Source organism: Inquilinus sp. OTU3971 (assembly GCF_038440215.1).
Genome location: NZ_JASATH010000028.1, coordinates 1 through 18,933, shown reverse-complemented (window position 1 = coordinate 18,933; position 18,933 = coordinate 1). Strand labels below are relative to the sequence as shown.

Annotated in this window: 19 protein-coding genes; 3 read left to right on the top strand and 16 right to left on the bottom strand. The window is 69.0% G+C overall.

Features of this window, described 5'->3' with window-relative positions; all coding sequences use genetic code 11:
* Positions 1–113: 113 nt before the first annotated feature.
* Positions 114–1,673, bottom strand: coding sequence for an RNA-binding protein (locus AAHM41_RS09785; RefSeq protein WP_342236344.1), 1,560 nt, complete (start codon positions 1,671–1,673; stop codon positions 114–116).
* A gap of 198 nt (positions 1,674–1,871) precedes the next feature.
* On the opposite strand from AAHM41_RS09785, the gene rtcR reads away from it, so the two are divergent.
* On the top strand, positions 1,872–3,473 hold the full coding sequence (gene rtcR, locus AAHM41_RS09780) for an RNA repair transcriptional activator RtcR (RefSeq protein ID WP_342236343.1): 1,602 nt from the start codon (positions 1,872–1,874) through the stop codon (positions 3,471–3,473).
* Between the two features lie 9 nt (positions 3,474–3,482).
* On the opposite strand, the gene AAHM41_RS09775 is transcribed toward rtcR, so the two are convergent.
* The 12 genes from AAHM41_RS09775 to AAHM41_RS09720 form a co-directional block, all read right to left on the bottom strand.
* On the bottom strand, positions 3,483–3,920 hold the full coding sequence (locus tag AAHM41_RS09775) for a type II toxin-antitoxin system VapC family toxin (protein WP_342236342.1): 438 nt from the start codon (positions 3,918–3,920) through the stop codon (positions 3,483–3,485).
* On the bottom strand, positions 3,917–4,171 hold the full coding sequence (locus tag AAHM41_RS09770) for a type II toxin-antitoxin system Phd/YefM family antitoxin (protein ID WP_342236341.1): 255 nt from the start codon (positions 4,169–4,171) through the stop codon (positions 3,917–3,919). Before AAHM41_RS09770 ends, AAHM41_RS09775 begins: the two co-directional genes overlap by 4 nt.
* A gap of 128 nt (positions 4,172–4,299) precedes the next feature.
* Entirely contained in the window at positions 4,300–5,739 is a 1,440-nt protein-coding gene (locus AAHM41_RS09765; protein ID WP_342236340.1) for an aldehyde dehydrogenase family protein, read from the bottom strand.
* Positions 5,740–5,814: 75 nt separating this feature from the next.
* On the bottom strand, positions 5,815–7,170 hold the full coding sequence (gene rmuC / locus AAHM41_RS09760; protein WP_342236339.1) for a DNA recombination protein RmuC: 1,356 nt from the start codon (positions 7,168–7,170) through the stop codon (positions 5,815–5,817).
* Positions 7,171–7,212: 42 nt separating this feature from the next.
* The gene (gene eno, locus AAHM41_RS09755) at positions 7,213–8,487 is read right to left on the bottom strand and encodes a phosphopyruvate hydratase (protein ID WP_342236338.1); all 1,275 of its coding nucleotides are present in this window, start codon (positions 8,485–8,487) and stop codon (positions 7,213–7,215) included.
* The gene (locus AAHM41_RS09750; RefSeq protein WP_342236337.1) at positions 8,484–9,482 is read right to left on the bottom strand and encodes a phosphotransferase family protein; all 999 of its coding nucleotides are present in this window, start codon (positions 9,480–9,482) and stop codon (positions 8,484–8,486) included. The genes eno and AAHM41_RS09750 overlap by 4 nt, the downstream gene beginning before the upstream one ends.
* Before the next feature lie 4 nt (positions 9,483–9,486).
* Positions 9,487–10,215 carry an SDR family NAD(P)-dependent oxidoreductase gene (locus AAHM41_RS09745; RefSeq protein ID WP_342236336.1) on the bottom strand — a complete coding sequence of 243 codons (729 nt, stop codon included), beginning with the start codon at positions 10,213–10,215 and terminating at the stop codon, positions 9,487–9,489.
* A 179-nt stretch (positions 10,216–10,394) separates the two neighbouring features.
* Complete coding sequence (gene araD1 / locus AAHM41_RS09740) at positions 10,395–11,396, bottom strand: AraD1 family protein (RefSeq protein ID WP_342236335.1); 1,002 nt, start codon at positions 11,394–11,396, stop codon at positions 10,395–10,397.
* Between the two features lie 7 nt (positions 11,397–11,403).
* A complete protein-coding gene (locus AAHM41_RS09735; RefSeq protein WP_342236334.1) occupies positions 11,404–12,180 on the bottom strand; it encodes an SDR family NAD(P)-dependent oxidoreductase in 777 nt (258 codons plus the stop codon).
* Positions 12,181–12,236: 56 nt separating this feature from the next.
* Positions 12,237–13,988, bottom strand: coding sequence for an IlvD/Edd family dehydratase (locus tag AAHM41_RS09730; protein ID WP_342236333.1), 1,752 nt, complete (start codon positions 13,986–13,988; stop codon positions 12,237–12,239).
* 30 nt (positions 13,989–14,018) lie between these two features.
* Positions 14,019–14,846, bottom strand: a complete 828-nt coding sequence (locus tag AAHM41_RS09725) for a FadR/GntR family transcriptional regulator (protein WP_342236332.1) — start codon at positions 14,844–14,846, stop codon at positions 14,019–14,021.
* A 65-nt stretch (positions 14,847–14,911) separates the two neighbouring features.
* Positions 14,912–15,085: a hypothetical protein gene (locus AAHM41_RS09720; protein ID WP_342236331.1), complete on the bottom strand. Its 174-nt coding sequence runs from the start codon at positions 15,083–15,085 to the stop codon at positions 14,912–14,914.
* Between the two features lie 141 nt (positions 15,086–15,226).
* Here AAHM41_RS09720 and AAHM41_RS09715 point away from each other — a divergent pair, with 141 nt between their 5' ends.
* Both AAHM41_RS09715 and AAHM41_RS09710 read left to right on the top strand, forming a co-directional pair.
* Complete coding sequence (locus AAHM41_RS09715) at positions 15,227–16,123, top strand: aldose 1-epimerase (RefSeq protein WP_342236330.1); 897 nt, start codon at positions 15,227–15,229, stop codon at positions 16,121–16,123.
* Between the two features lie 262 nt (positions 16,124–16,385).
* A complete protein-coding gene (locus AAHM41_RS09710; RefSeq protein ID WP_342236329.1) occupies positions 16,386–17,453 on the top strand; it encodes a saccharopine dehydrogenase family protein in 1,068 nt (355 codons plus the stop codon).
* Between the two features lie 65 nt (positions 17,454–17,518).
* Here the strand turns inward: AAHM41_RS09710 and AAHM41_RS09705 are convergent, their stop codons facing one another.
* Genes AAHM41_RS09705 through AAHM41_RS09695 form a run of 3 tightly spaced genes read right to left on the bottom strand, consistent with a single transcriptional unit; the run spans position 17,519 to position 18,867 of the window.
* On the bottom strand, positions 17,519–17,848 hold the full coding sequence (locus tag AAHM41_RS09705) for a type II toxin-antitoxin system RelE/ParE family toxin (RefSeq protein ID WP_342236328.1): 330 nt from the start codon (positions 17,846–17,848) through the stop codon (positions 17,519–17,521).
* A 4-nt stretch (positions 17,849–17,852) separates the two neighbouring features.
* The gene (locus AAHM41_RS09700; protein WP_342236327.1) at positions 17,853–18,137 is read right to left on the bottom strand and encodes a type II toxin-antitoxin system Phd/YefM family antitoxin; all 285 of its coding nucleotides are present in this window, start codon (positions 18,135–18,137) and stop codon (positions 17,853–17,855) included.
* A 58-nt stretch (positions 18,138–18,195) separates the two neighbouring features.
* Positions 18,196–18,867, bottom strand: a complete 672-nt coding sequence (locus AAHM41_RS09695; protein WP_342236326.1) for a fused DSP-PTPase phosphatase/NAD kinase-like protein — start codon at positions 18,865–18,867, stop codon at positions 18,196–18,198.
* Positions 18,868–18,933: the final 66 nt, after the last annotated feature.

Sequence of the window (18,933 nt, the reverse complement as noted above, 5' to 3'; positions counted from 1 at the left end):
CCCGAGCGCAGCCGGTTGCCCGGCCCGCCTGCGGGGTCCTGCATGTAGTCCCGACGGCATTCCTCCCGGCCGGAGCCGGGCGCCCGGTCTTCTGGACGTCCGGCCCCGATCCGTCAGAGCACGATCCGCTCGATCTCGTCGACCCAGCGCTCCGTGCCCGTCCCGGCCTCGGCGAAGGCGGCGATCGCGTCGAACACCGCGTCGGAGAAGCCCCCGACGTTGAGGATGTCCGCCCGCTCCTGCGCCTGCGTCGTGGCATAGGGCTGGATGTCGATGCAGACCAGCCTGGCCTCGGGATTGCGCTCCTTCAGCCGGGCCCAGGCCTGCATCAGCCCGGTGCCCTGGTGCGGGTGCTTCGCCGCATCGACCCAGGACTGGTTGTCCGAGACGAAGACGACGAGGTCGACCGCTGCGCGCTCCGCCACCAGCCGCTCGACCGGGGCCGAGCAGTTGGTGCCGCCACCACCGATGGCGGCCAGCTTCCGCGCGTTGGTCATCACCGCATCGCGCGGGTTGAGGTCGATCTCGACCACATCCCGCTCGAATGGCATGACCCGGGCCGACCGGTTGGCCCGCAGCACCGCCGCCGCCACCAGCGCGGCGACGTCGATGCAGCGCACCGAAGTCGTTCCGCCGGCGCGGTGGCCGGTGACCGGGGAGCTCATCGACCCCGACACGTCGGGGCAGATCACCACCCGGCCGGCCAGCGTCGGGACGTTGCCGACCGCGACTTCCATCGCGTCCTGCAGCGCCTCACGCACCACCGTCGGCACCCCCGTGCCAGTCATGGCGTAGGCCGCCATCAGCTGGTACGGGAACACCCGGGCGCGCCGGATCGCCTCCGGGTCGCGCAGCCTTGCCGCCACCCGCTCGGCGAACCCGTCCACCTCGAACACGCCGTGGCGCGCGAAGGTGTTCAGGTTCATCCGCAGCATGTGCCAGCCGGCCTTCTCCCCGATCGCCGCCCAGTGCTCCCGCGTCAGCGGCAGCGCCGTCAGCATCTGGAAGGGCACGTCCGGCACCGGCGCCGACGGATCCCGCTTGAAGGCCTCGAAGGCCCGCACCACCTCCGGCAGCGCCGCGGCGTCGTAGGGCCGGCCGATCAGCCAGCCATACAGCGCCTGGCGCGACGGGTTCGCCGGCTTCGGGTGGACCATCCTGATCACATCGGCCAGCGAGGGATCCTGCCCCACCGCGGCCCGCATGATCTCGAGGTCCGAGGCCTGCTCCAGCCACTCCTGCACCAGCCGCTTCGGCCGGGTGCCGAGCGACTTCCGCCCGACGGCGCCCGACCGCATGATTTGCACGAAGCTGCGCAGCATGCGGCCGTTGTCGACCACGCGCCGGAAGGCCGGCGTGACGTCGGGCGACGGCAGGGTGGACAGGAGGGCGACCAGCAGGGCCGGCATGTCCTTCATGTGCCCCCGCTCCCGGGCGTAAACCGCGGTGCGGGCGATGAATCCGGGCTCGACCTCGCGGGCGAGGGCGAGCACCTGGTCCAGCTGCTCCCGCGCATCGGCGTAGAACGTCCGATGGAGCGTCCCGGTCGCCGCCAGCTGCGCCAGCGCGTGGCGCGGCGTCAGGGCATAGGCCTGGGCCCCCTCGTGGTTCACGGCGTCGCTGCGCGGAAGCAGCCTTCCCATCAGCGAAGCAAACACGGACTTGTTTGCCATGATCGTCATCCTTCGGTTGCGTCCCTCCATAAGCGAAGCGCGTGCCAACTTCGAAGGACCGATCGGCCGGTTTCACACAACTGATTGATAACAAACGGATAAAAAATTTTCAGGGTCGCGATTTACAGGTCTCTGGTCATCGACCATGATAGGAAAATGCGATCCTGTAGGATCAATATTTATCTTATAGGATAGAGCATGTCGAAGCGTCGGGTCGTCATCGGCTTCGTCGGCACCACCATGGATGCCGGCAAGCTCGACAGCCGGTGGGAGCGCTGGCGGCCGACCGTGGCGCTGTGCCAGCACGAGGACATGCTGGTCGACCGGCTGGAGCTGATCCACGACACCCACTCCGCCGCGCTGGCCAAGCGCGTCGCCGGCGACATCCAGGCCGTGTCGCCGGACACGGTGGTCCGCTTCACCGTGATCAACCTGCGCAACGCCTGGGACTTCCAAGAGGTCTATGCGGCGATGCTGGACTTCGCCCGGGCCTACGATTTCGACACCGAGGACGAGGAGTACCTGGTCAACATCACCACCGGCACGCATGTGATCCAGATCTGCTGGTTCCTGCTGACTGAGGCGCACTACCTGCCGGCGCGGCTGCTGCAGCTGACCCCGCCGAAGCGGTGGGAGGCGGGGAACCCTGGCGGCTACGACGTCATCGACCTCGATCTGTCGCGCTACGACGGCATCGCCACCCGCTTCGAGGCGGAGCGGGAGGAGGCTGCGTCCTTCCTGAAATCCGGCATCGCCACGCGCAACGCCGCCTTCAACCGCATGATCGACCAGATCGAGCAGGTGGCGATCCGGTCGAAGGCGCCCCTGCTGCTGATCGGCCCGACCGGGGCCGGCAAGTCGCAGCTGGCGCGCCGGATCTACGACCTGAAGAAGGCGCGGCACCAGGTCGAGGGACCGTTCGTCGAGGTCAATTGCGCCACGCTGCGCGGCGACGGCGCCATGTCGGCGCTGTTCGGCCATGTGAAGGGCGCCTTCACCGGCGCGCTGCAGGACCGCGCCGGTCTGCTGCGCTCGGCCGATGGCGGCATCCTGTTCCTCGACGAGATCGGCGAGCTCGGCGCCGACGAGCAGGCGATGATCCTGCGCGCGGTGGAGGAGAAGCGGTTCCCGCCGGTCGGCGCGGACAAGGAGGTGGCGAGCGACTTCCAGCTGATTGCGGGCACCAACCGCGACCTGTCGGTCGACGTCGCCCGCGGCCGGTTCCGCGAGGATCTGCTGGCCCGGCTGAACCTGTGGACATTCACTTTGCCGGGGCTGCGCGACCGGCGCGAGGACATCGCCCCGAACCTGGAATTCGAGTTGCGACGGTACGCCGAGCGGGAAGGGGTGCAGATCACCTTCAACCGCGAGGCGCGGGACCGCTACCTGGCCTTCGCCACCGCGCCCGAAGCGGCCTGGAGCGCGAATTTCCGCGACCTCGGCGCCTCGATCACGCGGATGGCCACCTTCGCCCCGTCCGGCCGCATCAACGAGGCGGTGGTGGAGGAGGAGATCGACCGGCTGAAGCGCACTTGGTCGCGCGGCGGCGAGGATGCGGGCGAGGCGCTGCTGGCCGGGCTGCTGGGGTCGGAGCGGCTGGCGCAGATCGACCTGTTCGACCGCGCGCAGCTGGCCGCGGTGATCGGCGTGTGCCGCGCCAGCAGCTCGCTCAGCGCCGCCGGCCGCACGCTGTTCGCCGCGTCGCGGGCGCAGAAGACCAGCGCCAACGACGCCGACCGCCTGCGCAAATACCTCGCCCGCTTCGGCCTGGACTGGCAGGCGGTGACGGGCGGGGCTTGATAAGGGCGGTTACGGGCCAGATGATGGTCCAGTCCAGGGATTCACGATCGATGCGACCGATGCCTCGAAATCCGAGACATTGCGGGTCACCAGCGTGAGGCCGTGGACCTGGGCGGTCGCGGCCATGAAGGCATCCATGGCGCCGATCGGCCGGCCCAGGGCGGCTCGCCGCGCGATGATGATGCCCCAGGTATCCGCTACAGCCGGATCGACCGGCAGGATCCGGGATTCAAAGCGCGTCGGGAGGTCGTGCGTCAGCCAGTGATCAAGCAGGCTGCGCCGCTTTCCATCAGGCAGGCGGTCTATGCCGTATCGCAGCTCCGCCAGGGTGATGACGCTCAGAAACGTCCGGTCTTCATCGGCGTTGGTCAGCCAAGCAATGACGCCGGCATCTGGAGAGGGCTTCTTCCACTCCGAAACGACGTTGGTGTCGAGAAGGAAGGTCAAAGGCCGGTCTCGCGGGGACCGTCGTTGAGTCGCTCCGTGTCCAATTCCGAGCCACGGAGGGGAGAGGCGGCAAAAAAGTCCGCAAGGGTACCGACGCGCTTCGTTTTCCGCTCCCATTCCTCGGCGGACACCACCACGACCGCGGACTGCCCGTTCCGGGTGACAGTCTGCGGCCCTTCGCGGCGGGCACGATCGATGACTTCGCTGAACTTCGCCTTGGCTTCGGCGACGCTCCAGGTTCCTGCGCTCAAGACGAACTCCATCGCTCGATGGTCATGATGGTCATATTGGTCATCTCGTTCCAAACCGCAAGCACCAATGCGAATGGAAAGGGCCCAGCCGTCGCCGGCCGGGCCCTTCCGAATCGCTCTCAGACCGATCAGCCCGGGAAGGTGTAGGCGGTCTTGACCACGGTGTAGAACTCCGCGGCGTAGCGGCCCTGTTCGCGCGGGCCGTAGCTGGAGCCCTTCCGGCCGCCGAACGGCACGTGGTAGTCCACACCCGCGGTCGGCAGGTTCACCATCACCATGCCGGCCTGGCTGGCCCGCTTGAAGTGGCTGGCGTGCTTCAGGCTCGAGGTGGCGATGCCGGCGGACAGGCCGAATTCGGTGTCGTTCGCCGTGGCCAGCGCCTGCTCGTAATCCTTGACCCGGATCACCGAGGCGACCGGCCCGAAGATCTCCTCGCGGCTGATCCGCATGTCGTTGGTGGTCTCGGTGAACAGCGCCGGCGACAGGTAGAAGCCCTCGGTCTCGCGGTTCAGCCGTTCGCCGCCGAAGGCCAGCTTGGCGCCTTCCTTGACGCCGATGTCGATGTAGGACAGGTCCTGGTCCAGCTGGCTCTGGTCCACCACCGGGCCCATCTCGGTGCCCTGCTTCAGCGCGTTGTCGACCTTCAGCGACTTCAGCTTCTCGGTCATCGCCGCGACGAAGCGGTCGTGGATGCCCTCGGTCACGATCAGGCGCGACGAGGCGGTGCAGCGCTGGCCGGTGGAGAAGAAGGCGCTGTTGGTCGCGGCCCCGACGGCGGTGTTCAGGTCCGCATCGTCGAGGATGACCATCGGGTTCTTGCCGCCCATCTCGAGCTGCACCTTCTTGCCGATCTCGGCGCAGCGCAGGGCGATGCTGCGGCCGGTGCCGACCGACCCGGTGAAGGTGATGGCGTCGACGTCCTTGCTGGCGACGAAGGCCTCGCCGACCACCGAGCCGCGGCCCATCACCAGGTTGAACACGCCGGCCGGGACGCCCGAATCGACGATGATCTGCGACAGCGCCCAGGCGCTGCCCGGCACCAGGTCGGCCGGCTTGAACACCACGCAATTGCCGTAGGCCAGGGCCGGGGCGATCTTCCAGGCCGGGATCGCGATCGGGAAGTTCCACGGCGTGATCAGGCCGATGACACCGATCGGCTCACGCGTGATCTCGACGTCGATGCCGGGGCGGACCGAGGCCAGCTTCTCGCCCTGGATGCGCAGCACCTCGCCGGCGAAGAACTTGAAGATCTGGCCGGCGCGGGCGGCCTCGCCGATGCCCTCGGGCAGGGTCTTGCCCTCCTCGCGCGACAGCAGCCGGCCCAGCTCCTCCTTCCGCGCCAGGATGGTGTTGCCGATCTTGTCGAGCAGGTCGTGCCGCTCCTGCAGCGTGGTCATCGACCATTTCGGGAAGGCGGCGCGGGCCGCGGCGATCGCCTGCTCCGCCTGGGCGCGGTCGGCGCGGCTGTACTCGCCGACCACGTCCGACAGGTCCGACGGGTTCACGTTCTTCGCCGCGTCCGGGCCTTCGACCCAGGAGCCGGCGATGTAGTTGGCGTGGACGCTCATCTGGTTTCCTCTTCTCGACCTATTGTCGGATGAATGATGACTGGATAGGGCCCGCGGCCTTCCGATGCAACAGGGCTATGGCGTCTCTTCTTCCGCTGTCGGCATCTCGGCCTCGGGAGCATCGAGTTCCAGGATCGGCGCGGCCTTGTCCATCGGCAACTCCTCCACCTCGCGCAGCTTGCGGTGGATGGCACGGCTGCGGATGCCGATCTGGTGGATCACGTTCTGGCCCTCCTGCAGCTTCTTCTCGACCTTGGTCATCAGCTCGCCATAGGTGCGGAACTCGGTCTTCACCGCGCCCAGCACCTGCCAGATCTCGGCCGATTTCTCCCGGATCGCCAGGGTGCGGAAGCCCATGCGCAGGCTGGACAGGAAGGCGCCCAGCGTAGTGGGGCCGAGGATAGTAACGCGGTGCTGCTCGCGGATCGATTCGCGCAGGCCGGGGCGGCGCAGGATCTCGGCGAACAGCCCCTCGGTCGGCACGAACAGCACGGCGAAATCGGTCGTGGCCGGCGGGCAGATGTACTTGGTGGCGATCTTCTTCGCCTCGTCCTGGATCCGCCGCTCGAGCTGCCTGCCGGCGGCGTCGACCGCCAGGGCATCGCCGGCCTCCACCGCCAGGATCAGCCGCTCGTAATCCTCCTGCGGGAACTTGCTGTCGACCGGCAGCAGCACGCCTTCCGGCAGGCGGATGGCGAACTCCACCGTCTCGGCGCTGTCCGGCCGTGGCCGGGCGTTGCGCACCAGCTGGTCCTCGGTCAGCACCTGCTCCAGCAGGGCATCCAGCTGCTCCTCGCCGAAGGTGCCGCGGGTCTTCACGCCGGACAGCATCTTCTTCAGGTCGCCGACGCCGCCGGCCAGCACCTGCATCTCGCCCAGGCCCTGATGCACCCGCTCCAGCCGCTCGCTGACGGTCTGGAACTGGGTCTGCAGCCGCGCCTCCAACGTGGCCTGCAGCTTCTCGTCGACCGTGGCGCGCATCTGCTCCAGCTTGGCCTCGTTCTCCTTGCGCAGCGACTGCAGGTTCAGGTCCAGCGTCTCGCGCAGCCGGTTCTGGCTCTGCGCCATGGATTCGGACAGGGCCTGCAGCCGGGCGGCGACGGTGTCGAGGCGGGTCTGCTGGGTCTCGCCGATCGCCTTCATGGCGCCGACCAGGGTCTCGCCGGTGTGGCGCAGCGACGACGCGATCTCCTGCCGCTGCCGGCTGTCCCGCGCCTCGGCCGAGGCCTCGCCGCGCCGCTCCGCCGTCTGCAACTCCTGCTCCACCCGCGCCAGGTCGCGGCGCAGATCCTCGATAGCACCGCCCAGGGGCGCGAGATCCAGCCTCGGCCGGCGGATCGCCACGACCAGCAGGGTCAGCAGCGCCACCAGCAGGATGGCGAGGCCGAGGATGCGGAGATCGATCTGGGCGAGCAGCGAGGCGAGGTTCATGGACTCATCCGGTTGCGGGACGGGCAGAACAGCCCAGACCGGCTAGCCGCGCAAGACGCTTCGCCCGGCGAAGCGGGCACGGGGGCCGAGCGCCTCCTCGATCCTGAGGGCCGCGTTCCACTTCGCCATCCGCTCCGACCGGGCGAAGGACCCGACCTTCAGCTGGCCGACGCCCCAGCCGACCGCGAGATCGACGATGGTGGTGTCCTCGCTCTCGCCCGAGCGGGCGGAGACGATGCCGCCCAACCCGGCCGCCTGGGCCGCCTCCCAGGCCGCCTTCGCCTCGGTCAGGGTGCCGCGCTGGTTCGGCTTGATCAGCACGGTGGTGCAGGCCTTGGCCACCGCGGCGTCATGCACCCGCGCGGCGTCGGTGACCAGGAAGTCGTCGCCGACCACCTGCACCCGGTCGCCGATCGCGGCGGTAATGGCGCGGAAGCCGGCGGCGTCGTCCTCCGCCACCGGGTCCTCGACCGACACGATCGGCCAGCGCCGGGTCCAGCCGGCGACCAGCTCGACCATCTCGCCGGTGTCGAGATCCTGTCCTTCGAAGCGGTAGCGGCCGTGGCGGCCGAACTCCGAGGCGGCGACGTCCAGCGCGATCGCCACCTCCTCGCCGGGCCGGCGGCCGGCTTTCTCGATGGCGCGGAGCAGCATGTCGAGTGCTTCGGCGGCGTCGGCGAAATCCGGCCAGAAGCCGCCTTCATCGGCGACGCCGTACAGCTTGCCGGCCTCGGCCATCAGCGACCCGGCGGCGCGGTAGACCTCGGCGGTCCAGTCCAGCGCCTCGGCGAAGCTGCCGGCGCCGGGGCAGACCACCAGGAAGTCCTGCACGTCCAGCCGCCGCCCGGCATGGGCGCCGCCGCCGAAGATCTGGATCTCGGGCAGGGGCAGCAAGGTGGCGCCGTCGCCGCCCAGATGGCGCCACAGCGGCAGGCCGGCGGCGGCAGCGGCGGCGTGGGCCGCGGCCATCGACACGGCGATGGTGGCGTTGCCGCCCAGCCGGGCCTTGTCCGGCGTGCCGTCGAGGTCGATCAGCGCCCGGTCCAGCCCGGCCTGGTCGGCGGCGTCGAACCCGGCCAGGGCGCGGGCGATCTCGCCGTTCACCGCGGCGACCGCCCCCTGCACGTCATGGCCGCCGAAGGCGGCGCCGCCGTCGCGCTTGTCCCGCGCCTCGCCCGAACCGGTGGAGGCCCCCGCCGGGGCGATAGCGCGGCCGGTGGCGCCGCCCTCCAGCCGGATCTCGGCCTCGACTGTCGGCCGCCCCCGGCTGTCCCAGACGCGCCGGCCGCGGATCCCGGCGATGGTGGTGCGGGTCATGCGTTCAGTTCCTTCGTCCAGACGGTCCGAATCTCGGCCAATGTCACCGGCGGGTCCAGCAGCAGGGCCCGGGCCACGCGGCGCACCCGGTCCTTCTGGACCGCATCGGTCAGGTACTCGGCCGGCGACTTGCCGTCGACCCGGGCCAGGAACAGGCCGGGCAGCAGTCGGGCGGCGCGGGATTCGAAGGCGTCGGCGGGCTCCCAGTCCACGGCGGCGAGATAGGCGGCGGCCAGGGCGTCGAAGCAGGCCAGGAAATCAGGCACCGAGGCCGGCCGCCACAGGCCCTTCAGCAGCAGGTGGTTCAGGCAGAAGGCCAGGTCGAAGGCCGGGTCGCCCCACCAGGCGCATTCGGCGTCCAGGAACACCGGCCCGTCCGGCCCGGCCAGGATGTTCTTCGGGCTGACATCGCCATGCACTACCGCCCGCTTCGTCGTCCGCGTGGTCTCGACCAGCGCGTGCAGCGCCGCGGCGCAGTCCGGATGGGCGGCCGCGGTCGCCACCAGATAGGGCTCGAGGCGAATGTCATAGAAGATGGCGTCGGTCGGGAACTCGGCGGCCAGGGCCGGATACGCCGCCGTCGCGGCATGGATGGCGGCGAGGCGCCGGCCGACCTCGGCGGCAAACGCCGGATCGGCACGGCCGTCTCTCAGCTCGGCCTTCCACACCGGATGGTCCTCCGGCGCCAGATAGGCCATGGCCAGCGCGCCGGCCGCCTCGTCCTGGCCCAGCAGCCGCGGCACCGCCGCCGGCACGATGCCGGCCGCGACCCGCATCCAGCGCGCCTCGTAGAGGTTGCGCATCACCGGCGCCCGCCAGTCGGCGGCCACCCGCAGCTTGGCCAAGGCGCGCTTGACGCAGATCGGGCCCGCGGCAAGGTCGACCCGGAAGATGTCGGAAGAGACGCCGCCGGTCAGCGCGGTGAAGCGCGGCGCCTCGTCCGGCCCGGCCAACCCCATCCGGCGCAGCGCCGCCAAGAGGTCGGCGTCGGCCATCGGCTCAGTAGGTCGCGCGGCCGCCCGACAGGTCGAAGACGGAGCCGGTGGTGAAGCTGTTCTCGGCCGAGCACAGCCAGGCCACCATCGACGCCGCCTCCTCGACCTTCAGGAAGCGGGCGCGGGGGATGCGCGACAGCATGTAGTCGATGTGTTCCTGGCTGATCTGCTCCAGGATCCGGGTCTTGGCGGTGGCCGGGGTGATGCAGTTGACCGCGATGTCGTGGCCCGCCAGCTCCTTGCCCAGCGACTTGGTCAGGGCGATGACGCCCGACTTGGCGGCGGAATAGGCGCTGGCGTTGGGGTTGCCTTCCTTGCCCGCGATCGACGACACGTTGACGATGCGGCCGTAGTTGCGGGCGATCATGCCCGGCACCACCGCCCGGCAGCAGTAGTAGACGGCGTTCAGGTCCAGCTCGATCACCTGGCGCCAGGTGTCGATCGGGTAGTCCCAGGTCTTCACCGAAGGACCGGCGATGCCGGCGTTGTTGATCAGGATGTCGATCCGCCCCTGGGCCTCCACCGCCGCGGCCACGGCCGCTGCGTCGGTGACGTCGATGGCGACGCCCGTGGCGCCGATCGCCTTCGCCGTCGCCTCGACCAGGTCCTGGTCGCGGTCCCACAGCACCACCTGGGCGCCCGAGGCGATGAAGCGCTCGGCGACCGCGCGGCCGATGCCCTGCGCCCCGCCGGTGACCACGGCCAGCTTGCCGTCGAGATCGATCCTGTTCATCCGCGTTTCCTCATCGTCCGGCCCGCTTTGGGGCGGGGTTTGTCTATTCCCCTCCATTGTCATCCTCGGGCTTGACCCGAGGATCCAGGGGCGGCCAGAGCGGCTCCTCGTGCCCCTGGATGCCCGGGTCAAGCCCGGGCATGACAGAAGAGGGAAGCGTCTTCCCTACGCGCCCGAGCCTACAGCGCGCGGACCGTCACCGTCTCCTCCGCCGCGCGCGCCAGTGGGTTGCGCAGGGCGCGGCCGAAAGCCTTGGCTTCGATCTCGAAGCGGTCGCCCGGCTCTGGCTTGATGCCATCGGTGACGCTCAGCGTCGCCGTGCCGAAGAAGTGCAGATGCACGTCGCCCGGCCGGCGGAACAGCGCGTATTTGAAGTGGTGGTGCTCGAGATTGGCGATCCAATGGCTCATATTGGCCTCGCCGCTCAGGAACGGCTTTTCCCAGATCGTCTTGCCGTCGCGGGTGATGCGGCTGGTGCCGCGCACATCCTCCGGCAGCTTCCCGACCAGCAGCTCCGGCCCGACCGAACACTGGCGCAGCTTGGAATGCGCCAGCAGCAGGTAGTTCTGCCGCTCGGTGATGTGGTCGGAGAACTCGTTGCCGATGGCGAAGCCGACGCGCCAGGGCGTGCCGTCCGGGCCGATCAGGTAGCAGCCGGTGATCTCCGGCTCCTCGCCGCCGTCCAGCGCGAAGGACGGCATCGTCAAGGGCTGCTCGCCGGCGACCACGATCGAGCCGTCGCCCTTGTAGAACCACTCCGGCTGCACGCCCGGCTTGGCGCCCGTTTCGCCCCCGGCCGGCTTGCCGCCGGTCAGACCGTCGCGGAACATCTTCATGCTGTCGGTCAGCTTTTCGGCTTCGCCGAGATTCTTGTGCATCTGATCGCGGGCGTCGGCGCTGCCGAGATGGGTCAGGCCGGTGCCGGTGACGATGCAATGCGCCGGATCGGGATGGTCGAGCGGCGCCAGCAGGCGGGCCTCGGCGATCACCGCGTCGTAGGAATCGGTGCCGGCGCCGTCATCGGCCGCGGCCAGCTCGGCGATCGACTTGCGCGACGCGATCGCCGCCTGGGCCAGGTCGTAGGTGGTGTCGAAGGCGGACAGCAGCTTCAGCGTGTCTCCGCCCGAGACGATGCCGACGCGCCGGTCGCCGGCCTTGGTGCGCAGTTGGATCAGGTTCATATCTGCCTCACAGTCCCGACGCCCAGCCGGCGTCCACAACGAAAGTCTGGCCGGTGCACATGGCGCTGTCGTCCGCCGCCAGCCACAGGGTCATCTGCGCCAGATGCACGGGCAGCACCTGGTCGGGGATACACTGCCCCTTCCGGCGCTCCTCATCCGCCTCCGGTGTCAGCCAAAGATCCTTCTGGCGCTGGGTGATGACCCAGCCCGGCATCACCGTGTTGACCCGGATGTGCTGCGGGCCCCAGTCGCGCGCCAGCCCGCGGGTCAGCCCCTCCACCCCGGCCTTGGCCGAGGTGTAGGCCGGCATCCCGCCCTGGCGCAGCCGCCACGAGACCGAGCCGAAATTGATGATCGAGCCGCCACCGGCGTCGCGCATGCCCGGCTGCACCGCCTGGGCGGCGAAGAACTGGTGGCGCAGGTTCACCGCCATGCGCTCGTCCCAATAGTCGGGCTCGACCGTCTCGGGCGCGTGGCGCTGGTCGTGCGCCGCGTTGTTGATCAGGATCCGGATCGGCCCGATCGCCTTCTGCGCCTCGGCCACCGCGGCGCGCAGATCGGCGATGTCGCGCAGGTCGCAGTGCCGGAACTGCGGCACCGCCAGCCCCTCGGCCTTCAGCCGGTCGACCAGCGCGGTCGATGCCGCGTCGTTGATGTCGACGAAGTACACCCGCGCCTGCTGGCGGCAGAGATGCTCGACGATGCTTTCGCCGATGCCGCTGCCGCCGCCGGTCACGAAGACCGGCTTGTCGCGCAGCGACGGATAGATTGCGTATTCGGTCATGATGTCCGCCTGGAGAGAAAGGGCCCGTCCCGGCGGGGACGGGGCCCGGATCGTGTTCAATGGCTGTCGCGCGGCACGGCGTGGCCGCGGCTGCCGACCAGGAAGTCCAGGTCGGCGCCCTTGTCGGCCTGCATCACGTGCCGGACATATAGCTCCTGGTATCCGCCCTTCATCGTCGGCTCCGGCGGCGACCAGCGGCGGCGGCGCTCCGCCAGCTCCGTCTCGGGCACGTCGAGATGCAGCCGCCGGCCGGCGACGTCCAGCTCGATCATGTCGCCGTCCTGCACCAGGGCCAGCGGGCCGCCGGCTGCCGCCTCCGGCGCCGTGTGCAGCACCACCGTGCCGTAGGCGGTGCCGCTCATCCGGGCGTCGGAGATGCGGACCATGTCGCGCACGCCCTTCTTCAGCACCTTCTGCGGCAGCGCCATGTTGCCGACCTCGGCCATGCCCGGATAGCCCTTCGGGCCGCAGTTCTTCAGCACCATGACGCAGGTCTCGTCGATGTCGAGATCCGGGTCGTCGACGCGGGCCTTGTAGTGCTCGATGCTCTCGAACACCACGGCGCGGCCGCGGTGCTGCATCAACTCCGGGGTGGCGGCGGAGGGCTTCAGCACCGCGCCGTCCGGCGCCAGGTTGCCCTTCAGCACCACGATGCCGCCCTGCTTCACCAGCGCGTTGTCCCAGGGGCGGATCACCTCCGGGTTCCAGTTGGCGGCGTTCTGGACGTTCTCCCACATCGACTTGCCGGTGACGGTCGGGGCGTCCTTGAACAGCATGCCGTTCTCGCCCAGCGCCCGGGTCACCGCCGGGATGCCGCCGGCGTAGTAGAGATCCTCCATCAGGAAGCGGCCGGACGGCATCAGGTCGACCAGGGTCGGCACGTCGCGGCCGAACTCGTCCCAGTCCTTCAGGGTGAAGTCGACGCCGACGCGGCCGGCCAGGGCCAGCAGGTGGATCACGGCGTTGGTGGATCCGCCGATGGCGCCGTTGACGCGCACCGCGTTCAGGAAGTTCTCGCGGGTCAGGATCTTCGAGATGCGCAGATCCTCATGCACCATCTCGACGATGCGCCGGCCGGTCATATGGGCGATGACATAGCGGCGGGCGTCGACCGCCGGGATCGCGGCGCAGCCGGTCAGGCTGGTGCCCAGCGCCTCGGCCATCGAGTTCATGGTGCTGGCCGTGCCCATGGTCATGCAGTGCCCGGCGGAACGGGACTGCGCGGCCTCGGCCTCCATGAACTGCTGCAGGCTCATCACCCCGGCCTTGACGTCGGCGTCGAACTGCCAGACCGCGGTGCCCGAGCCGATGGTGCGGTCCTGGTAGCGGCCGTTCAGCATCGGGCCGCCGGACACGACGATCGCCGGCACGTCGCAGCTGGCTGCGCCCATCAGCAGCGACGGCGTGGTCTTGTCGCAGCCGGTCATCAGCACGACGCCGTCGATCGGGTTGGCGCGGATCGCCTCCTCGACATCCATCGCCGCTAGGTTGCGATACAGCATCGCCGTCGGCCGCAGGTTGGTCTCGCCGGTCGAGAACACCGGGAACTCCACCGGGAAGCCGCCCATCTCCCAGACGCCGCGCTTCACATGCTCCGCCAGCTTGCGGAAATGGGCGTTGCAGGGGGTCAGCTCGGAGTAGGTGTTGCAGATGCCGATCACCGGCCGTCCATCGAACACATGGTCCGGCAGGCCCTGGTTGCGCATCCAGCTGCGGTGCAGGAAGCCGTCCTTGTCATGGGTGCCGAACCAATGGGAGGAGCGGTAACGCTTCTTGTTGTTGTTGCTGCCGGCGGCGTCGTCAGCCATTGCGAAGAATCCTTGTTGGCTAGGCTGTGGTCAGGATTTCGGTTTGATCTGCGGCAGGACGCGGCGCATGTCCTGCGCCGCGTCCTCGAGCAGGATCCGCATCGACTGGCGTGCCGTCTCCGGCTCATGCGCCAGGATGGCGTCACGGACCGCGCGGTGGAGCGGCAGCGACACCTGCAGCGCTCCCGGCGCGTTGTTGGTGATGCGGAAGCTCGACGCCATCGCGGTCTCGATCAGGGCGCCCAGCGGCTGCAGGAACTCGTTGTTCGACGCGACCAGGATCGATTGGTGGAAGCGCAGGTCGGGCTCGACCGAGGCGTCGCCGTCCGGCGCCGTCTCCATGTCGGCGAAGGCGCGGCTGATCGCCTTGCGCTGGTCCTCATCGGCGCGGTCCGCCGCCATGGCCGCGGCCGCCGGCTCGATGATCTGGCGGATCTCGAACAGGTCCTTGGCCAGTTGCTCCATCGGCTGGGTCGCGAACTGCCAGGCCAGCAGGTCCGGGTCCAGCATGTTCCATTCGCCGCGCGGCCGCACCCTGGTGCCGGTCTTGGGGCGGGATTCGACCAGTCCCTTGGCGGCCAGCACCTTGATCGCCTCGCGCAGCGCGGTGCGGCTGACCGAGAACTGGGTCGACAGGTCGGATTCGTTCGGCAGCACCGTGCCGGGCGGGATGTCGCCGCGCACGATCCGGGTGCCGATGTCGTAGGCGATCTGGCCGTGCAGCGAGCGGCGGGAAAAGGTCTTGCTGCCGCCCTGCGGCTGGTCGGCGATGCCCGCGGCCTCCGCCGGGTGCCGGCCGCGCCGCAGCACCGGGGCCCCGGCCATTGTCGCATCCGCATGGCCTGACGCAGCGGCCATCGCGATCGATCTCCCCCCGATGGGTCTTTCCGGGCCGGACATCTGTTCCCCTTTCCTGCTACCGGTCAGACGCGGCCGAAGCCGCTCGGGCGCCGCAGCGTCCCGGCTCCACCGTCTTCCGTCGGTCCGACGATCTCGTTCCGGTCGATACGCAGGTCGGGGCTGGGCCGGGCAGTGCTGCTACGGGCCATCCGCATGCCGTCCGCACGAACGACATTCTCTCCGCTCTTCTCGACCACGGCCTTTCCTCAGCGGTGCGATCTGGCTTGCCGACCGCACTCCTTGTTATTCATCATACAAATGGAGTATTGAGCCCTCGGCGGATCGGCGTCAAGCATTGCCGAACATTGCTGACCAGGGCAGCCGCACGGGAGGATGGAATGACGGTCGAGACGGTGCAATTGCGCGCGGGCGACAGCGGGGTCGACATCGTCCCGGCGATCGGCGGCGGCATCGCCGCTTGGTGGAGCGGTTCGGGCCCGGACCGGCGCGACTGGCTGCGCCCGGCCACCGACGAGGCGCTGGCGGCGGGCAGCCCGCTCGGCCTCGCCAACTTCCCGCTCACCCCCTTCTCGAACCGGATCCGCGAGGGCCGCTTCCGCTTCCGGGGGCGGGAGGTGACGTTGCCGCTGAACACGCGTGAGCGCCATCAGCTGCATGGCCATGGCTGGCAGCGGCCCTGGACTGTGCTGGAGCGGTCGGCGACGCGCTGCGTTCTGGTCGACGACTACGCCGCCGATGCCTGGCCGTTCCCGTACCGGGCGCGGCAGGAATTCGAGCTGACCCCGGCCGGCTTCGATCTCGTGCTGTCGGTCGAGAACACCGGCCGCGAGCCGATGCCGGCCGGGCTGGGCCAGCATTTCTACTTCCCGCGCACCCCGGAGACGATGGTGACCGCCGGGATCGAGCGGATGTGGCTCAACGATTCCGAGGTGATGCCGCTGGAGCTGGTCGAGCCGCCGCCGGAGAAGGATTTCCGGAGCGGCGTCCGGCCGGAAGCGGTGCGGATGGACAACAACTTCACCGGCTGGGACCGCCGGGCGGTGATTGCCTGGCCGGAGCATCGCGCCCGGCTGGTGATGGAAGCCGACGCGCCCCTCGACTTCCTGGTCTGCTACTCGCCGGACGACCCCTATGTCTGCGTCGAGCCGGTGAGCAACGCGACCGACGCCTTCAACCTCGCCGAGGCCGGCCGCACCGACACCGGCATGGCGGTGCTGCAGCCCGGCGAGGTGCTGCGCGGCGTCGTCCGCTTGCGGCCGGAGACGACAGCGTAGGTTGGTTTCGCGGCACGCGAACCCAACCTACCTCGAAGAATCAGTGTTGAATGAGCTTTTGGCCACAAAATCCGGTCGGCTAATTATCTTTCCCGCTTCCTCCGATCCACCGGCGACTCGAAGGCCGCCGAGCCTCCGCGCGCACCTTCCGGAACGCCCGAACACAAGGCTTTCTGCGGCTTTCCGGCGGGTGTAGAGACGCTCCATCCGAACCGCCCTGGTGCCGCCGGCCCCGGGGCGTTCGTCTGAAGGAGACGGCGTCATGACCAAGGTTCTGCTGCTCGGCGGGGGCAAGATCGGCACCTGCATCACCGCCCTGCTGACCGCCACCGGGGATTACGACCTCACCGTCGGCGACCAGGACCAGGGCATGCTCGACCGGCTGGAGGGCAGCGTCGCCAAGCGCCAGCTGCGCTTCGACGATCCGCAGGCGCTGCGTGACGCGGTATCCGGCCATGACGTGGTGATCTCGGCCGCGCCGTTCCACCTGACGCCGCTGATCGCCGAGGCGGCCAAGGATCGCGGCGCCCACTATTTCGACCTGACCGAGGACGTCGAGAGCACCCGCCGGGTCAAGGCCCTGGCCGAGGGCGCGAAGACCGCCTTCACCCCGCAATGCGGGCTGGCGCCGGGCTTCATCTCGATCGTCGGCTACGACCTGGCCAAGCGCTTCGACGAGCTGCACACGCTGCATATGCGCGTCGGCGCCCTGCCGGTCTATCCGTCGAACGCGCTGAAGTACAACCTGACCTGGTCGACCGACGGGCTGATCAACGAGTACTGCAACCCCTGCGAGGCGATCCATGAGGGCGAGCTGCGCGAGGTGCTGCCGCTCGAGGGCATGGAGCACATCTCACTCGACGGCATCGACTACGAGGCGTTCAACACCTCGGGCGGCCTCGGCACGCTGTGCGAGACGCTGGACGGCAAGGTCAAGTTCCTGAACTACAAGACCGTGCGCTATCCGGGCCACCGCGACATCGTCAAGCTCCTGGTCAACGAGCTGCAGCTGGGGCGGCGCCGCGACATCCTGAAGGACGTGCTCGAGGCCTCGATCCCGATGACCAAGCAGGACGTGGTCCTGATCTTCGTCACCGCCTGGGGCAAGAAGGAAGGCCGGCTGATGCAGGAGACCTATGCCAAGAAGGTCTACGCCAAGGAGATCGCCGGCCAGCTGTGGAGCGCGATCCAGGTGACGACCGCGGCCGGCATCTGCGCCATGGTCGACTTGCACCGCGCCGGCAAGCTGCCGCAGCAGGGCTTCGTGCGGCAGGAGCAGGCAAACCTGTCCGACGTCCTGGCCAACCGCTTCGGCCAGCACTACGCCTGAGAATAACCGGGTTCAGGGACGGAAACGGGAAGGGCGCGGCTGAGGCTGCGCCCTTTTCACTTGGCTCAGGGCGATTTCAGTAATCGGTGCCGCAGCAGGCTCTGCATGTCGCGCCGTCCGTCGAGAATGCAATGGACGACGACCGCGTCCTCGCGAACCCGATAGATGATGCGATAGGGCTTGTAATGTGCCTCGCGGAACTGAGTCAGTCCGAGATCGCGCAGTTCCTTCGAGATGTTGCCGCGTGACGGCAGGTTTGCCAGCCGCCGGATCACATCGTCCAGCGATTGGAGGATATGGCGAGCATTCTCCGCCGAATCGCAATCCGCGATGAAGTCGACGATGTTTTCGAGGTCCCGTTCCGCTTCCCGCAGCACGATGACCGGCAGGGACACGGGATCAATCCTTGAGACGGGCCTCGAGGCGGGCTCTCAGGTCGGCAAATACGTCCTCAGCCGGCCGGAACTTACCCGCTTCATAGTCGCGCTCCCCCAGCGCCAGGATCTTCAGCAGCGCCAGCGTCTCCTGGGTCTCTTCATAGCTGTCGATGTCCTGCAGCACCGCCTTGGCCTCGCCGTTGACGGTGATGATGAAGGGCTCCTGCCCCTCCCGCAGCCCCTGGATCACCTCAGGGGCATGGGCCTTCAGGTAGCTGATCGGCTTGACGCGGTCGGACAGCTTCATGGCGGCCTCCCAGGTTCGGTCTGAATATAGACCGAATTCGGACTTCCGGGAAGCCGGCTCACTCCCGCCCCAGCACCCGGTCCACGATCATGGTGGCGAGGCCGCTCGGGGTGAACGAGGCCTTCACCTTCTTGCGGTCATAGGCGGTGTCGACCCAGTCCCAGAAGGCGATCGGCTCGCGCGCATTGGCTTCGGCATAGGCCTCGATGAAGCGGTCCAGCAGGCCGGTCGGCGACTTCTTGAAGTGCAGGTAGCGCCAGTGCAGCTGCTTCAGCGCCTCGGCCGGCGGGGCGTTCTCCCGCGTCATCAGGATCAGCGCCGCGACCAGCCCGGCCCGGTCGGAGCCCGACTTGCAATGCACCAGAATCGGGTAGTCCGCGGCGTCCAGCGCCCGCCTGATCTGGTGCAGCACGCTGACCTTTGGCGCGTCGCGCGACTTGGTGGTGACGTCGACCAGCGTGATGCCGTAGCGGCGGCAGGCCTCGGCCTCGCGGCGGTAGGAGCCGCAGTCGCGCGGGCCGCGCAGATTGATAATGGTGCGGATACCGTCGCGCGCCATGCCGCGGATTTGGTAGGGTAGCGGCTGGCCGGAGCGCCAGACGCCCGGCGCGACCTCGACCCGGGTGTTGACGAAGGTCCGGAACACGCAGTGGTCGACGATCCAGCTGTCCAGTGCGTCGGCCAGGCGGCCGCGGCCTTTTCGGGACTGGTCGGGAACGGCTTCGGTCATGTCCATATCGATGGCGCGATCCGGAAAAGCGAAGCCCCGCCGCCCCAGCCGCCCGGCAGTGCGTCA

What these genes read in the sequence shown, in the direction of transcription:
- eno (WP_342236338.1), bottom strand. Translation starts at nt 8,487, where the DNA reads ATGACCCGCACCACCATCGCCGGGATCCGCGGCCGGCGCGTCTGGGAC.
- AAHM41_RS09710 (WP_342236329.1), top strand. Translation starts at nt 16,386, where the DNA reads ATGACCAAGGTTCTGCTGCTCGGCGGGGGCAAGATCGGCACCTGCATC.
- AAHM41_RS09730 (WP_342236333.1), bottom strand. Translation starts at nt 13,988, where the DNA reads ATGGCTGACGACGCCGCCGGCAGCAACAACAACAAGAAGCGTTACCGC.
- AAHM41_RS09695 (WP_342236326.1), bottom strand. Translation starts at nt 18,867, where the DNA reads ATGACCGAAGCCGTTCCCGACCAGTCCCGAAAAGGCCGCGGCCGCCTG.
- AAHM41_RS09725 (WP_342236332.1), bottom strand. Translation starts at nt 14,846, where the DNA reads ATGGCCGCTGCGTCAGGCCATGCGGATGCGACAATGGCCGGGGCCCCG.
- rmuC (WP_342236339.1), bottom strand. Translation starts at nt 7,170, where the DNA reads ATGAACCTCGCCTCGCTGCTCGCCCAGATCGATCTCCGCATCCTCGGC.
- AAHM41_RS09765 (WP_342236340.1), bottom strand. Translation starts at nt 5,739, where the DNA reads ATGAGCGTCCACGCCAACTACATCGCCGGCTCCTGGGTCGAAGGCCCG.
- araD1 (WP_342236335.1), bottom strand. Translation starts at nt 11,396, where the DNA reads ATGAACCTGATCCAACTGCGCACCAAGGCCGGCGACCGGCGCGTCGGC.
- rtcR (WP_342236343.1), top strand. Translation starts at nt 1,872, where the DNA reads ATGTCGAAGCGTCGGGTCGTCATCGGCTTCGTCGGCACCACCATGGAT.
- AAHM41_RS09785 (WP_342236344.1), bottom strand. Translation starts at nt 1,673, where the DNA reads ATGGCAAACAAGTCCGTGTTTGCTTCGCTGATGGGAAGGCTGCTTCCG.
- AAHM41_RS09715 (WP_342236330.1), top strand. Translation starts at nt 15,227, where the DNA reads ATGACGGTCGAGACGGTGCAATTGCGCGCGGGCGACAGCGGGGTCGAC.
- AAHM41_RS09700 (WP_342236327.1), bottom strand. Translation starts at nt 18,137, where the DNA reads ATGAAGCTGTCCGACCGCGTCAAGCCGATCAGCTACCTGAAGGCCCAT.
- AAHM41_RS09745 (WP_342236336.1), bottom strand. Translation starts at nt 10,215, where the DNA reads ATGAACAGGATCGATCTCGACGGCAAGCTGGCCGTGGTCACCGGCGGG.
- AAHM41_RS09735 (WP_342236334.1), bottom strand. Translation starts at nt 12,180, where the DNA reads ATGACCGAATACGCAATCTATCCGTCGCTGCGCGACAAGCCGGTCTTC.
- AAHM41_RS09750 (WP_342236337.1), bottom strand. Translation starts at nt 9,482, where the DNA reads ATGGCCGACGCCGACCTCTTGGCGGCGCTGCGCCGGATGGGGTTGGCC.